The organism is Pyramidobacter sp. YE332, assembly GCF_033060595.1.
GTDB lineage: Bacteria > Synergistota > Synergistia > Synergistales > Dethiosulfovibrionaceae > Pyramidobacter.
Map to the genome: position 1 here is coordinate 2,042,028 of NZ_CP133038.1, position 15,153 is coordinate 2,057,180.

The following is a 15,153-nucleotide window of genomic DNA, read 5'->3' on the forward strand; positions in this document are numbered from 1 at the left end:
ACTCCTTTCTCAGTCGGAAGAAATCTATTCTTTGTTTTCGCGGATCTGTCTCAGCAGCGACGTCATTTCCAGCGCGGCCAGAGCGGCTTCGGCCCCCTTGTTGCCGGCCTTGCTGCCGGCGCGGAGCAGGGCCTGCTCCAGATTCTCGGTGGTCAGCACGCCAAAGGCGACGGGCACGCGCTGATCCAGCCCGATCGCGGCCAGCCCCTTTGACATCTCGGCGGAGACGTACTCGAAGTGAGGCGTGTCGCCGCGGATCACCGCGCCGAGCGCGATCACGGCGTCGTAACGGCCGGAAAGGGCCAGCTCCTTCACGGTCAGCGGCAGCTCCCAGGCCCCGGGCACCCAGTAAACGTCGAACTCGTTCATCTTCACGCCGTGGCGCACGAGCGCGTCCTTGGCTCCCTCCACCAGCTTGCCGCAGATCAGCTCGTTGAAGCGCGAGACGACGATGGCGTAGAGCTCGCCCTGAGCGACTAAATTCCCTTGAACTACTTTCATGGACATTCCTCCTGAAAACTTTTATAGAAAACGAAAGCCGTTCTGTCGATTTTACATCATTTCAGGCACAATCCAAGCCGGAAAGCGAAAATTCCGCCGTGAAATTACCAGCCCATCTGCGCCAGTTTTTCCCGCGTCAGGGTTCCCGACGCTTCGGAAGAGCCGCGCGGCGCTTCCAGCCCCATCAGTTTCTCCACGTAGCGGGCGATCAGGTCGGTCTCGACGTTCACCCTCTTGCCGGCCGCCAGAGTTCCGAGAGTCGTGCGCGCCAGCGTCTCGGGGATCACGGCCGCGGAACAGGCGTTGCCCTCCACCGCCGCGACGGTCAGACTGACGCCGTCGACGCAGAGCGAGCCCTTGCGCACGACGTAGCGCGTCAGCTCCGGGGGCAGGTTCAGCCACAGCTCGGCCGCGTGGCGGCCGCGGCGCAGCGACATGACCAGAGCGGTGCCGTCCACATGCCCGGCCACGAAATGGCCGTCCAGACGTCCGTCGGCCGGCAGCGCCCGTTCGAGGTTGACGCGCTCGCCCGCGGTGACGAAAGAAAATCGCGACACGCTTATGGTTTCGCCGGTCAGTTCCACGGCGAACGAAACGCCGTCGCACTCGGTCACGGTCGTGCAGACGCCGCTGACGGCCACCGATTCGCCGCGTTTCAGTTCGCCGGCGAACGGAGAGCCGACGCGGAAAACGGTCACGTCCCCGCGGCGGGAGACGGAAACGATCGTCCCTACTGCTTCAACCAGTCCAGTGAACATGGATTTCCCCCTTCGATCCACAGGTCGCGCCCCGCGGTGCGGACGCCGCGCAGCGTCACGGGGATAGCGTCGTCCATGCGCCGCAGCCGAATAGAAGCCGTGATTTTCCGTCCCTCGCCCATGAACACGGGGGCCACGAAAAGCTGATATTCGTCGGCCAGCCCGGCGGCGATGAAGGCCGAGCAGATGGTCGGTCCCGCTTCCACCAGCACGCGGGCAAGCCCCAGCTCCGCCAGTTTTTCCAGCGCGGCTTTCAGGTCGGGGCGAGCCGCGGACGACGAAACGGCGTAAACGTGTCCGCTCCGTTCGGGCGGAATCGCCGTTCCTTCGGGAACGAAAACGATCGCGTCGCGGCGCAGGGCGTTGTAGTTCCCCTCCAAGACGGCGGGATCGGAACAGAGGATCACGGGCCGCGGCGACGGACCTTCCACGGCGCGGACGGTCAGCGACGGATCGTCGCGCTTCAACGTTCCCGAGCCGATCAGGACCGCGTCGTTCTCGCCGCGCAGGCGGTGACTTTCGGCGCGCGCCGCTTCGCCGGTGATCCACTGGCTGGTCCCGTCGGAAAGGGCCATGTTCCCGTCCAACGACAGCGCCGCTTTGAGCGTCACCCAGGGACGGCGGCGCGTCTGCAAAGACAAAAAGCCGCGGTTCAACCAGGCCGCTTCTTTTTGGAGCACGCCGCAGACGGTTTCGACGCCGGCGTCGCTCAAAATTTTCAGGCCGCGGCCGTCGACTTTCGGGTTGGGGTCGCCAACAGCGCACACGCAACGTGCGATACCGGCCCTCACCAGCGCCGGAGCGCAGGGCGGCTGACGGCCCTGATGGCTGCACGGCTCCAGCGTCACATAGGCGGTGGCGCCGCGCGCCTTGTCTCCGGCGTCGCGCAGGGCCGCCGCCTCGGCGTGAAGCCCGCCGAGATGGTCGTGCCAGCCGCGGCCGACTACCGCGCCGTCTTTGACGATCACGCAGCCGACCATGGGGTTGGGCGTGGTTTTTCCCAGGCCGCGCAGCGCCAGATCGAGGGCCTGGCGCATGTGATGTTCGTCGGTCCATTGCTGTCTCATGCGCGATGGATGCCTCGCTTTCGTTTGGGATTGTACGTCCGGCGCACGATGCCGCCGTCTTCCGTTTCCTCACCGGCCGCCGACAGCGCGCCGGCAGCTTCCGGCACATCGCGCCGCTCGGGCAGCGCTTCGCGGTAAGGCACGTCGATGGTCTTGTCCCAACGATATTTTGCCGTCTCCGGCACTGGGATCCCGATCGGGCGCTCCACGCGCACCAGCTCCACCGTCCTTTTGGGCGCCGGCGCTTCCGGCGCGGGGGCCTCGGTCAGGAAATCGAGGATCTTCGCGGCCTGAACGGGGCCGATGCCGGGCGCTTTTTGCAGTTCTTCCGCGGAGAGCGAAGCGATACGCTGTACGCTGCCGAACGTCGACAGCAGCAGCGCCGCCTTGTGCTTGCCGATGCCGGGGACGTCCTCCAGCGCCGAACGGCTGAGGCGCGAAACGCGCTTGCGGCGGTGCGTGGTGATGGCGAAGCGGTGCGACTCGTCGCGCACGCGCTGCAGAAGACGCAGCGCCGGATCGTTCCAGTCGAGCCGCAGCGGCGGCTTGTCCGGCTCGGTGAAGATCAGTTCGTCGCGTTTGGCCAGCGCGATCGTGCGGATCGCCACGGGCACCTCGGCCAGCGCCTGACGGGCGAAGGCCAGCTGCTCGGGGCCGCCGTCGATGAGGATCAGCTGCGGCAGCGGCAGCTGGCTTTCGATCATGCCGCGGTAACGCCGCAGCACCGTCTCGCGCATGGAGCGGAAATCGTCGATGCCGTCCACCGACTTGATGGCGTAACGGCGGTACAGCGACTGATTGGGATAACCCTGCTCGAAGACCACGGCCACGCCGTACGTCTCGCGTCCCGCCGAATGGGAGATGTCGAACCCGTCGATGCGCCACGGCACCACGGGCAGGCCGCAGAGGTCGCGCAGTCGCGTCATCGCGGCCCACGTGTCCTCGTCGAGATCGTCGGTGAGCGTCACCGAGAGCTTCTGGCGCGAGAACTTCCACAGGTCGCGGATCGTGTCGCGCGCCTTGGCCGCCTCTTCGAAGCGCATCTCCTTCGCCAGACGCTCCATGCGCGTCCGCAGGCGCGACACCAGATCGGCGGTCTGCCCGTTCAGCAGCATGAGGATGTCGTCGACGGTTTCGTTGTACTCTTTTTCCGTGCACTTGCCCGCGCAGGGGCCGAGGCACTTGCCGATATCGTACATTATACACGGGCGCGCCAGCTTTTCCTTTTCCAGATTCATCGAGCAGTTCCGCGCCGGGAAAAAATTCTTGATCAGGTTCAGCATGCTGCGCATCGCTCCGGCGCTGGTGTAGGGCCCGAAAACGCGCCCCGCCTTCGGGCGCGTGTGGGTGACCAGCACGCGCGGAAACCTTTCGGCCGTGACGACGATGAACGGATAGCGCGAGCCCATTTTCAGTTCCACGTTGAAGAACGGCTGGATCACCTTGATCAGGCGGCTCTCGACGATAAACGCCTCCGACTCCGTTTCCGTGCGGATGAAGCTGATGTCCTGCACCGTCTGCACCAGCTTGCGCAGGCGCGGGATGGCGAAATCCCGATGGTTGAAATAGGACGAGACGCGGCGCTTCAGCTTTTTCGCCTTGCCGACGTAGATCACCCTGCCCGTTTCGTCGTGCATCAGATAGACGCCGGGCTTGAGCGGCAGAGTCCTGAGAATGGCGCGGATCCTCCCCATGCGTTCCCGTTCATCCATTCGCCGCGCCCCCCCTTCGTCATGATTCTTCGATTTGAAACCCTGAATTCCATGGACGTCAGGGCAATCGCTTACGGAATAAGAACCCCCGTAGGGACGAGCCCCAGGACCTGCAGAGCCGTAGGGATGCCAAGCCCGCAGAGCTTGCGCTTGCTCCTCATCCCGCATTTGCATGTTTCACAGGTCTTCAGCATCTGCAAAGCGAGTTTTCGCAGAATGTTCATCACTTCCGCCGCGTTCTTCGCTCTCGCACGGCAGTCATCCTCCCTGAAGGCCATGTCTAGCATCCAGTGTAAGTTGTTCTCGATCGCCCAGTGCTCTCTCTTGATGCGCAGAAGGTCTTGCGCCCGGGCTCCTTTCAGGCTGTAGATGAAGTAATGGTCTTCAGTGCTGGTCTTGTTATCGACGTTCCGGGTGTTGTGGATCCAGGCGACGCCCGTGATGCCTCGCCAGTCTTCAAGTCCTTCGAACCAGCTCAGGTCGTTGGAAAGGTAACATTCTCTTCTCTCGATGCGCCCATGATCCTTCTCCAGGGTGCTGGCATACTGTCCTTTGGCTTTGAGTTCTCTTGTGCTTGTGTCCTGCGCTTCGCTGCGCAGGTGCCAGATGATGTCGTCGTGCAGTTTCTTCTGATTGCCTTTGACGGCGAGGACGTAATCTCCGCCCTTTTCGATGATCTTGGCGGCGATGTCCTTCTGCGTCCCCATGGCGTCGATGGTGACGACGGTGTCTTTGACCTGAAAGAGATCCAGCAGTTCGGGGATGGCCGTGATCTCGTTGCTCTTCTCGTCGGTCTTGATCTGACCGAGGACCAGCTGCGCCCGACTGGCAAAAGCGGTGAGCACGTGACTGGCTTTCCGTTCGGAACTGCCGCTGCGGCATATGGTCTTGCCGTCGATGGCGACGGTCATGCCTCTTGACTCCGCCAACTTGCCCAGGTGGACGTACAGCTCGCTCATCCAGGCGTTGAAGCGTTCGGACAACACGCGGGGATCGAGGCGGCTCAACACCTTGCCAAAGGTATCGTGAGAAGGGGTGCCGTGGCGGAAGTCGCAGAACGGCGCCAGATATTTCTTCTGATGATCGGCAAACATGGCCATTTCCGTATAGGTATCCATGTTGCAGATCACGGCCAGCACGCTGACCAGAAGGATATCCTGGAGCCGATAGTGGATCGCGTTGCCTGTGCGGAAATCTTCAATTTCTGCCAGCAGTTCCAGAAATGTCTGGTTCATTTTCGTGCCTCCTGTCGGTGTTTTGGGGCGTTTTCGGTGTTTCTTTGTATTCTACCGCAGGGAGGCTTTCTTGGGATGAACTTACTTTTCTGCGTTGCGGCTTTCTTCTTCTCGTGAGCTTAATGGCAATTTTCTCGAGTGGGTTTTCGTAAGCGATTGCCCTGCATGGACGTTTTTCGGAGTTCCTTTTCTCGTTTTCTCGGCTATAATAGAGCGACTGGATCGGTATAATTTTACACCAGAACGGAGGAACTGTTTATGGCACTTGCGCTTTATAACGATCTGACGCGTAAAAAGGAGCCTTTTGTCCCGCTGCGCGAAGGAAAGGTCACTTTTTACAGCTGCGGCCCCACCGTATACGACTATTTCCACATCGGCAACGCGCGCCCCTTCATCGTCTTCGACGTGCTGCGCCGTTATCTCGAGTTCCGCGGCTACGAAGTCACCTTCGTGCAGAACTTCACCGACATCGACGACAAGATGATCGCCCGCGCCAACCGCGACGGCGTCACCGTACAACAGCTGGCCGAAAAGACTATCACCGATTATTACGAAGACGCCGACGCGCTCGGCATCAAACGCGCCTCCTTCTACCCCCGCGCCACCGAGTACATCCCCAAGATCATCAAACTGATCCAGCGCGTCATCGACAACGGCCACGCCTACGTCGTCGACGGCACCGTGTATTTCGACGTGAAAAGCTTCCCCGCCTACGGCAAGCTCAGCCATCAGAACCTCGACGACCTGCAGTCGGGCGCGCGCATCGAAGTGGACGACGTCAAGCGCAGCCCGCTCGATTTCGTGCTCTGGAAGCCGCAGAAGCCCGGCGAACCCGCCTGGGAAAGCCCCTGGGGCCTCGGCCGCCCGGGCTGGCACATCGAGTGCAGCGCCATGTCCACCGATCTGCTCGGCGACACCGTCGACATTCACACCGGCGGCATCGACCTGGTCTTCCCTCACCACGAGAACGAGATCGCCCAGAGCGAGGCCGCCACGGGCAAACCGTTCGTCAAATACTGGCTGCACAACGAATACATCCTCATCAACGCCGAAAAGATGTCCAAGTCGCTGGGCAACTTCCTCACCGCCCGCGCCGCGCGTCAGAAGTTCCCGCCGCTGGCCATCCGCATGTTCATGCTCGGCGCCCACTACCGCTCGCCCATCAACTTCGCCCCCGAAGGCCTCGAACAGGCCGCCGCGGCCGTAGAACGCCTGCGCAACTGCTGGAGCGACCTACAGTTCGCCAAGGGCGGCCGCCTCGGCGAAACATCCGCCGCCGGCGCCGCGCTTACGGCCGCGCTGGATACATTCCGCGAGGACTTCATCGCCGCCATGGACGACGATTTCAACACCGCCGCCGCCATCGGCGTGATCTTCGAGGCCGTCACCGAGGTCAACAAATACCTGAAAGGCAACGAAAAGCTCGACCCCGCCGCCGTGGCGGCCGCCGAAAAGTTCTTCGGCGACATCGACGGCGTCATGGGCATCATCGGCATCGAGCAGGAAAAGAAGGAAGAAAGCGGCGGCGAAGCCGCCCGGATCGAGGCGCTGATCGCCGAGCGCAACGCCGCCAGAAAGGCCAAGGATTTCAAACGTTCCGACGCCATCCGCGACGAGCTGGCCGCCCAGGGCGTCATCCTCGAAGACACGCCGCAGGGCACCAAGTGGAAGAAAAAAATCTAGCCCGTTCGATAACGAAAAGTCCCGATGGTCACATGATCATCGGGACTTTTCCATTCAGAATGTTCGCCGTGGAACACTCGCAGTCGGTAAATATTTCACGGCAGATTCCGCTTCAACGCGACTGCCGCCTTTGGGGACGGCTCCTACGAAAAAAGCTCTTCTTTGCGGGCAAGGATTTCCACGCCGCCCTGGCAGGCCGGACAGAAGCAATATTTGCCGCCGGACGCTTTGACCTTCTTGCCCTGCTCCGTCATCCGGGCGACCGTTTCCGCGCCCAAAAGATCGACGGCGGCCTGACTTTTCAGGAAGTCCATCGTCGCGTCGATGCTCTGCACGTCCTCTTCCAGTTCCTGCACGAGCTTTTCCGCCGCTTCCTTCTGCTTCGGCGTGCCGACCGCGTCGAGCCATTCCTGCCCCGCGGCCTTCATTTCGGCGCAGCAGCTTCCGGCCGCAACAACTTCTTTCACTTTGGCGATCATCGCATTGTTGTCCATTCTCATCCCATCCTTTCGTTATGAGAACTTCAATTGCCGTTCTTATTATATCACGATGCGTTCGGGATATTTCCCAGCCCGAGAAACTTCGCTGAACATTCTTACAAAAAATACAACTTGCGGAAGCGGACTGTCCGTGTTATCATTCTACCGTTCATCGTCGTGTCCATGCCTGAGTGGCGGAATCGGTAGACGCAGGGGACTCAAAATCCCCCGTGGGCGACCACGTGAGGGTTCGAGTCCCTCCTTAGGCACCAATTGAAAATACAGGACCGTTCGGCTTGTGTCGGACGGTCCTTTCGTTTTTTGTCATCTTCACATCACGCCGCGGCTGTAGTGGCCGCGGGTGGTGTTGGGGAGGTTTTGCGGGTTCCTGAGCGTGCCGGAAAGGGCCTGGCGGTACAGATCGGTCAGGCGGCGGATCTCGTCGGGGCGATAGGTTCGGGCGTCGATGCGCAGGCGGGCGACGCCGCAGTCCCGAAGCCGCGGCGCGAGGTCGAGGGCGCAGAGGTCCTGCGAGTTGAGCACGTGCATACGGCCGAACTGGTCGCTCGCCAGACGGAACACCGCGCGCGTGCGGTCGCGCAGATAGATTTCCCCGCGATGGCCGGCGGCGTCTTTTCCCTTGCCGCCGAGGAAGCTGTCGCCGACGTTGTACTCCGACACCATCATCTCGATCGGCCCCTGCACGAGGCATTCCAGCGGCAGCGGGCTGACGCCGGCCAGATGGCGGAGCTGGGTCATGTTCAGCTCGATCGACGGCGTGGCGCCGGCGGCTCCCCGTTCGTACCAGAAGAGCAGGCTCTGGCTGTTGTAAATATTCAGGCTCATGTCGGCCCACAGAGGGATTTTCAACTCCATTTCGCGCGCCAGCTGCCAGAGGCCGAGGTTGTGGACGTTGAGCTGGTCGGCGCCGCTGTCCTGCGCCCGACGGAGAAAGTCGTTGAAAAGGCGCAGCTGCGGTTCCGCAACGATGCGCGGCGTGCCGAGCGCGGCGCAGCGGCCGGCGGCGTGAACCAGTCCGACCGCGGCGGCGCAGTCGGCGAAGCCCGCGTCTTGATTGAAGTAGCGGTCGCCGCCGAAGATCACCCAGTCGGCGCCGCCGTCGAGCGCCGCCCGCACGCCGTCGAGGCGGTCGGTCCACACGGAAAGCCGCGTTTTCTCCGCGGGGCGAGCGGCGGCCAATTTTTTCAGAGCGGCGTTTTCCCGTTCGAGCAACGCCGACGCCGCCGATTTTTCCACGGGGCGGCGCGGCGGCAGAAAATCGTCGAGCCGCGCCCGGTCCAGCGCTTCGCAGGCCTGGCGGCGGGCTTCGTTGATCTCGCTGATAGGGACCATCAGATCCCCTTCCACAGCCAGTTCCAGTTTGTCCAGCGCGTATTCCGTCGCGCCGAGGCGTTCGAGCTGGCGGCGCAGCGACGCTTCGTCCAGAGGGCGCGTGCGGGCCGCTTCGGCGAGGAAGCGAGTACGTCCCTTTCCCGTATGCCCTTCGCCGTCGCTGAGTCCGACTTCCAGCGGACGCCCGACGGCCGCCGAAACTCTGGCGTTCACGGGCACGCGCCGTTTGTTCTTTTCGCCGTAGAACGTGGCGGCGTACTCCATCAGTTTTGTGTCCAGCGTGCGGAACACGGGCGCGTTCCGGCGCACGCCGGGCGGAACGTCGATCTCGGCCAGAGCGCCGGCCGGCGCCGATTCGACTTTGCGCCCGCCGACGGTCAGAGAAGCCGCGGTCGTGCCGGCGCCGCTTCCGCCTGTGCCCGCGAACTCGAGCCCGTCGCCGCGGCGCAGTTCCTTCTCCAGCCTGATCGCGGCGCGGCCGCGCCGCAGCGATTCGACGCGGCCGACGATCACGCCGCGGTTGTCGGGGCGGGAATCGCTGATCATCTTCCGTCCCGGTCGTCCCGTCAGGTACGCCGTCGTAAAGCCGCGGTTGAAGATCTGTTCGACGGCGGCGCGGTCGCGTTCCGGCACGCGGCAGTTCCCGGCCAGACAGCCGTCGATGGCGCGGCGGTACGCATCGACGACCACGGCCACGTACTCGGGGCGCTTCATGCGCCCCTCGATCTTGAAGGAACAGACGCCGGCCTCGATCATCTGCGGCAGTACGTCGAGCGCGTTCAGGTCGCAGGGGCTGAGCAGATACGCGCCGGCGGAACCGCGCAGGAGATTTTCGCCGCTGCCGCCTGTCAGCGTATACGGCATGCGGCAGGGCTGAGCGCAGCGGCCGCGGTTGCCGCTGCGTCCGCCGATCAGACTGCTCATCAGGCACTGGCCGGAATAGCAGACGCACAGCGCGCCGTGGATGAAGGCTTCGATCTCGAGGCCTTCAGCCGCGGCGGCCCGGAGGTCGGCGAGCGAAAGCTCGCGGGCCGGCACGGCGCGGACCATGCCGCAGGCCGCGGCGAAGCGCACTCCGGCCGAACTGGTGATCGTCATCTGGGTGCTGGCGTGCAGCGGCAGTTCCGGAACGATTTTGCGGGCCAGGCGCAGCACGCCGAGGTCCTGCACGATGACGGCGTCCACGCCGGCGTTGTTCAGAAAAGCCAGGTAATCCGCCAGCTCGCGCATCTCCCGATCCTCCGCGAGCGTGTTCACCGTCACGAACAGGCGCACGCCGTGCATGTGCGCAAAGTATACGGCGCGGCTCAGCTCGTCGCGGTCGAAATTGTCGGCGTAAGCGCGCGCGCCGAAGGCCTTGCCGCCCAGATAGACGGCGTCGGCCCCGGCGTTCACCGCCGCTTCGAGGGCCTGCCACGTTCCGGCGGGGGCCAGCAGTTCAAGGGATTTTTTCATGATGTCCTCGCAGAGTTCTCTTCACGACGTTCTTCGCGGACGGCCGACGTTTTCCGCCCGCGCTTCGGCAGACGGCGGCGCCGTCCCGACGGGATGACGCCGCTGTCTCTGTAATTGTACTCCGTTTCAATGGAAAGTAAATTCGCGCCGGCGGCGCGCGGAAATCTTTTTCGTCCGCGCCGGACGTTTCATGATAAACTGAGTCTGATCACGAAACAGGAAGGAGCCTCGGAGAATGGAACCGGTCGAGTTTCGGGAAATCGCCATGATCCTCGCCGTCGGCGAGGAATTGAGCTTCACGCGCGCCGCGGAGAAAAACTATATCTCCCAGCCGGCGCTCAGCAAGATCGTGCGCAAGGTGGAAAAAAATCTCGGCGCCGCCATCTTCGACCGCGGCTCTTCGCCGCTCCGCATCACCCCCGAAGGGCAGCGCTTCATCGAGTACTTCCGCCGCCTCGAACAGGTGCGGAGCGAGCTCGAGAAATACTGCGAAAGCCTGCGCCGCCAAAAGAAGGCCGATCTCGTCATCGGCGCGCCGTCGTTCTTCTGCACCTACGTGCTGCCGCCGCTCGTGGCGTCGTTTCAGATGGAACATCCCGGCTTCTCCGCCAAGCTCATCGAGACCAACGACGCCGAATTGCGCGAGCTGCTTCGCGCCGGCGTGCTCGACCTCGGCCTGACGGTCGAAGAAAACATGCCGGCCGATCTGAAATCCTTCGTCCTGAAAAGCGAGTCGATCGTCCTTGCGGTGCCGCGCGCCACTCCGATCAACGCCCGGCTGCGGGATCTCGCCCTCGGCGAGAGCGACCTCCGCGGCGGCCTGGTCAACGAGGACGCTCCCTGCGTGCCGATCGGGGCCTTCGCCGGCGAGCGCTTTCTGTTCCTCAAGCCGGGCAACGATATCCGCGCCCGCGGGCTGAAAATCTGTCACGATGCCGGCTTCGAGCCGCAGATCGTGATGGAGCTGGACCAGCTGCTCACGGCGTACCGTCTGGCCGAAGCGGGGCTTGGCGTGGCGTTCATCCGCGCCTCCATCCCCTGCTACGCCGGTTTTTCGCCGGATCTCTGCCTGTACCGCCTCGACCATCCCGACACGCAGCGGCAGATCCGGGTGATCTTCAACGACGGGGCCCTCGCCAGCGAACGGCGGAAGAGCTTTGTCGCCTATCTCAAGAGCTGCCCGGAAGTCCGGTAAACATCAGGCTATTCCATTCCGAACACACTCCCATGCGCGACTGGCTATTGGATTTTTTCCGCCGCGCTGGTTTAGAATGAACTCAAATTGATCCACCATCCTGTCCCATTATGATGAAAGGCGGCATCCCTCATGAATATCGTTGAAAAGTTTGCCATGCTCGGCATCGATAACGCGCCCGGCCAGGAAAGCCTGCAGAAGTCCGAACGGCTCGACCTGCGCGGCGAAAAGCTGGCAGGCCCGCGCGTCGATTTCTCTCACGGCGACGTCGACGCCCACCTGCCTACGCCCGGCAGCTTCGAGGTGTTCTCCCACGGTTTCTTCGAGGGCGGCGCTCAGGCTTACACGCCGTACCGCGGCCGCAAGACCGTGCTCGAACACGTGGCGGAAAAGCTTTCGGCCTTCAACGGCGCGAAGATCGACCCGGCGCAGAATCTGATCCTCACGCCCGGCACGCAGGGCGCCCTGTTCCTCGCCATGGGCGCAAACGTGATGCCCGGCGACAAAGTCGCCATCGTCGAGCCCGACTACTTCGCCAACCGCAAGATGGTCGAGTTCTTCGGCGGCGAGCTGGTCCCCGTGCGGATGGATTATGCGGACGTCTCCGGCAAGGCCGGCCTCGACCTCGCCGCGCTGGAAAAAGCGTTTCGGGACGGCGCGAAGCTGTTCCTTTTCTCCAACCCCAACAATCCCGTGGGCTGCGTCTATTCCTGCGAGGAAATCCGCGCCATCGCCGCGCTGGCGAAAAAATACGGCGCCGCGCTGATCGTCGACGAGCTTTACAGCCGCCAGGTCTACCCGGGCGTAAAGTACACCCACCTGGCCGCTCAAAAGGAAGTCCCCGGCAACCTGATCACCATCATCGGCCCCTCCAAGACCGAGTCGCTCAGCGGCTTCCGCCTCGGCGCCGCGTTCGGCAGCGCCGACGTGATCGAACGCATGGAAAAGCTTCAGGCCATCATGGCCCTGCGCTGCCCCGGCTACAACCAGGCCGTATTCTTCACGTGGTTCGACGAGCCGGCCGGCTGGATGGACGCCCGCGTCGCCGAACACCGGCGCATCCGCGACGACATCATGAAGGTTCTTGCCGCGGCGAAAGGCGTTTCCGCCCGGGCCACCGACGGCGGCAGCTATCTCTTCGTGACCATCCCCGAGCTCGACGTCAGCCTGCACGCTTTCATCCGCATCGTGCGCGAGCTGGCAGACGTGATCGTCACCCCCGGCACCGAGTTCGGCCCCCAGTTCCTGCACCAGTTCCGCATCAACTTCTCGCAGGACCACGACAAGGCCGTCGCCGCCATGAAGCGCCTGCTGGCCGTCATGGACCGCTATCGCAAGAACTAGACCGCCGCAAAAAAACAAACGGTTCCGCACAAACTGGCACGTGCGGGACCGTTTTCTCTATTTTTCGCCCTGAGCCATGGCGCCGGCAATGATCCCGTCAATCGAATCGGAATACTCTTTGAACACTTTTCGCGCCGCTTCGACAAAGCCCGTCATGTAACGAGGCTTATAGCTCTCGCAGCGATAAACGAGCATCGTGTGCTTCGGCGGAAAATCGTTCCTGACCGCGAACACGCGCAGGTCCGTGCGGGCACGATCTTTTTGCAGCAGATCATAAAGGCTCATCTGATAGACGAATCCGATCCCGCAGCCTTGTTCGCAGAAGCGCAGGGCCAGATCGTGGCGCGACGTTTCGAAGACGACGCGAGGATGGAGACCGCGCTCCTGATAGTAGATATCCAGCGATTCGCGCAGCGTGTTGCCGCGGGAGAACCCTACCTGCGGCAGATGGATCAGATCGGAAATTTCGAAGCCGCGCTCCGCCTTCCGCAGCAAAACCTCGTCAAAAAACCTGCGGACGAACTCCCGGCTGGCGATACAGCACGCTTTTTCCTGCGAAAGCGTCCATGCTTCCGTGTTTTTTCGCACCGGCGCGTCCACGCCGATGTAAAGGTCAAGCTGCCCTTTGTCCAGAAGCTCGTCCAGCCGCGCGGTCGGCGCCTCGGTCATCGACGGCGTGATATTGGGAAACTGCGCGTGAAAGATCTCCCAGATGCGAGGCATGAAAATCGTCGCCCGGAAGCCGGTGATGCCGACGTTAAGCCGGCCGGTAACTGTGTCGGTGACATCGGCCAGTTCGGCAAGGAAAAGTTCTTCCAGCTTGACCGCCTTGCGCGCGTATTCCCTCAGACAATGCCCCGCCGGAGTGAGCCTCAGATGCGGTTTGCGCTCGAAAAGCGGCGTGCCGTAACGACTTTCCAGTTTCTGGATATGAGCGCTCAACGTCTGCTGAGTGATAAAAAGTTTTTCCGCCGCGCGGCGAAAATTCACCGTCTCCGCCGCCGCGAGAAAATAACGCAGCCCCCGCAGACTCATGAAGACGACCTCCTTTCGGACCGTGTGCTGTGCTCCTATTGAATTCTACCCTATACATCACATTTTTGACAGTCTAAAGACTGTCAGTTCGTTCTTTTTTGTTTGTTTGATTTGAATGGCAAGGGAATGTATGATGCAATCATCAGCCAGGAAACATTGTCTGTATACTCCATCGAGAGGTGTGATAAAGGTCATGCCAGTAAGCCTCGTCATTCGCGGCGGTACCGTTGTCGACCCGGCCAGCGGAGTGCACAAGCCGGCCAGCGTACTTATTGAAGACGGACGCTCCGCTGGAATCTGCGAACCTGGGGCAGAGCCTGCGGCGGCACAGACGATCGATGCGTCGGGCTGCATCGTCACGCCCGGTCTGATTGACACGCATCTGCACATGTTTTACGGCGGCACCGAGAACGGCATCCTGCCCGACGTGACTCTGCTGCCTATGGGCGTTACGGCCGGCATTGACCAGGGCAGCGCCGGCGCGGGAAATTTCCAGGCCTTTTACGATTCCATCATTTCCAGAAGCCGTGTTCACGTGTTTGCTGCTCTGAACATCTCCACTCAAGGGTTGATCACAAGTCGTTATCCGGAGAACCTCGATCCCGAGTTCACGGCGTTGCCTGACATCGAAAGACTTTTCGAGCGCTATTCCGGCGTGCTCTGCGGCATCAAGGTACGTATCAGCAAGGAACTGATCGGCGAACTGGGTCTGGCGCCGCTGCAAAACGCCATCGCCGCCGCCGAAAAGGTTGGCACGCGCATCTCCGTACATACGACCAACCCTCCCGTTCCCGTGCCGCAGTTCATCGGCATGTTCCGCAAGGGCGATATTTACTCTCACGCCTTTCAGGGGCGCGGCTTTTCCATTCTGAACGGACGAGGGCGGATCTGCGAAGAGGTACACGACGCCCGTAAACGCGGCGTGCTCTTCGATACTGCCGATGCACGCGTGCATTATCTTTATGCGGTGATCAAAGAAGCGCTTGCCGAAAATTTCTTGCCCGACACGATCAGCACGGACCTCGTTCAAGGCAGTCTGTTCCAGTCAGGCGTGTTCGGTTTGCCGCGCGTCATGTCCAAATATCTGGAGCTTGGCGTTCCTCTGGTTGATGTCATTCGCGCCGTCACGGCTGCGCCGGCGAAAGTCATCAATCGTCCCGATCTCGGCACCTTAAGCGCCGGAGCCACAGCCGACGTGGCGATCTTCCGGCTGACGCCCTGCAAGACGCAGATCGTCGACCGCGAAAAGGACGCGTTGACGCTTCGCAGCATTCTCGTTCCTCAGTGTACCATCCTGAACGGAAAAGTCGTTTTCCGTCAATTTGATTTTTAACGT

Annotated in this window: 12 protein-coding genes and 1 tRNA gene; 5 read left to right on the forward strand and 8 right to left on the reverse strand. The window is 62.1% G+C overall.

Features of this window, described 5'->3' with window-relative positions; translation table 11 throughout:
• Positions 1-24: 24 nt before the first annotated feature.
• The 5 genes from ribE to RAH42_RS09680 all read right to left on the reverse strand — a co-directional run bounded on the left by ribE (position 25) and on the right by RAH42_RS09680 (position 5,273).
• Positions 25-501 carry a 6,7-dimethyl-8-ribityllumazine synthase gene (gene ribE / locus RAH42_RS09660; RefSeq protein ID WP_317539369.1) on the reverse strand — a complete coding sequence of 159 codons (477 nt, stop codon included), beginning with the start codon at positions 499-501 and terminating at the stop codon, positions 25-27.
• A gap of 104 nt (positions 502-605) precedes the next feature.
• Positions 606-1,259: a riboflavin synthase gene (locus tag RAH42_RS09665; protein ID WP_317539370.1), complete on the reverse strand. Its 654-nt coding sequence runs from the start codon at positions 1,257-1,259 to the stop codon at positions 606-608.
• Positions 1,232-2,326: a bifunctional diaminohydroxyphosphoribosylaminopyrimidine deaminase/5-amino-6-(5-phosphoribosylamino)uracil reductase RibD gene (gene ribD, locus RAH42_RS09670; protein ID WP_317539371.1), complete on the reverse strand. Its 1,095-nt coding sequence runs from the start codon at positions 2,324-2,326 to the stop codon at positions 1,232-1,234. Before ribD ends, RAH42_RS09665 begins: the two co-directional genes overlap by 28 nt.
• Positions 2,323-4,038: an excinuclease ABC subunit UvrC gene (locus RAH42_RS09675; protein WP_317539372.1), complete on the reverse strand. Its 1,716-nt coding sequence runs from the start codon at positions 4,036-4,038 to the stop codon at positions 2,323-2,325. The genes ribD and RAH42_RS09675 overlap by 4 nt, the downstream gene beginning before the upstream one ends.
• 71 nt (positions 4,039-4,109) lie before the next feature.
• Positions 4,110-5,273, reverse strand: a complete 1,164-nt coding sequence (locus tag RAH42_RS09680) for an ISAs1 family transposase (protein ID WP_317539373.1) — start codon at positions 5,271-5,273, stop codon at positions 4,110-4,112.
• A 258-nt stretch (positions 5,274-5,531) separates the two neighbouring features.
• On the opposite strand from RAH42_RS09680, the gene cysS reads away from it, so the two are divergent.
• The gene (gene cysS / locus RAH42_RS09685; RefSeq protein ID WP_078017118.1) at positions 5,532-6,956 is read left to right on the forward strand and encodes a cysteine--tRNA ligase; all 1,425 of its coding nucleotides are present in this window, start codon (positions 5,532-5,534) and stop codon (positions 6,954-6,956) included.
• 143 nt (positions 6,957-7,099) lie between these two features.
• Here the strand turns inward: cysS and RAH42_RS09690 are convergent, their stop codons facing one another.
• Positions 7,100-7,450, reverse strand: coding sequence for a heat-shock protein Hsp90 (locus tag RAH42_RS09690; RefSeq protein ID WP_317539374.1), 351 nt, complete (start codon positions 7,448-7,450; stop codon positions 7,100-7,102).
• Between the two features lie 170 nt (positions 7,451-7,620).
• On the opposite strand from RAH42_RS09690, the gene RAH42_RS09695 reads away from it, so the two are divergent.
• Positions 7,621-7,707, forward strand: a tRNA-Leu gene (locus tag RAH42_RS09695).
• Between the two features lie 58 nt (positions 7,708-7,765).
• On the opposite strand, the gene RAH42_RS09700 is transcribed toward RAH42_RS09695, so the two are convergent.
• The gene (locus RAH42_RS09700) at positions 7,766-10,243 is read right to left on the reverse strand and encodes a U32 family peptidase (protein ID WP_317539375.1); all 2,478 of its coding nucleotides are present in this window, start codon (positions 10,241-10,243) and stop codon (positions 7,766-7,768) included.
• A 235-nt stretch (positions 10,244-10,478) separates the two neighbouring features.
• Between RAH42_RS09700 and RAH42_RS09705 the strand changes: the two genes are divergently transcribed.
• Both RAH42_RS09705 and RAH42_RS09710 read left to right on the forward strand, forming a co-directional pair.
• Positions 10,479-11,438 carry a LysR family transcriptional regulator gene (locus tag RAH42_RS09705; protein WP_317539376.1) on the forward strand — a complete coding sequence of 320 codons (960 nt, stop codon included), beginning with the start codon at positions 10,479-10,481 and terminating at the stop codon, positions 11,436-11,438.
• A 132-nt stretch (positions 11,439-11,570) separates the two neighbouring features.
• On the forward strand, positions 11,571-12,782 hold the full coding sequence (locus tag RAH42_RS09710; protein WP_078016006.1) for a pyridoxal phosphate-dependent aminotransferase: 1,212 nt from the start codon (positions 11,571-11,573) through the stop codon (positions 12,780-12,782).
• A 57-nt stretch (positions 12,783-12,839) separates the two neighbouring features.
• On the opposite strand, the gene RAH42_RS09715 is transcribed toward RAH42_RS09710, so the two are convergent.
• The gene (locus RAH42_RS09715; protein ID WP_317539377.1) at positions 12,840-13,817 is read right to left on the reverse strand and encodes a LysR family transcriptional regulator; all 978 of its coding nucleotides are present in this window, start codon (positions 13,815-13,817) and stop codon (positions 12,840-12,842) included.
• Positions 13,818-14,010: 193 nt separating this feature from the next.
• Here RAH42_RS09715 and RAH42_RS09720 point away from each other — a divergent pair, with 193 nt between their 5' ends.
• Positions 14,011-15,150, forward strand: coding sequence for an amidohydrolase family protein (locus RAH42_RS09720; protein ID WP_282012732.1), 1,140 nt, complete (start codon positions 14,011-14,013; stop codon positions 15,148-15,150).
• Positions 15,151-15,153 lie beyond the last annotated feature (3 nt).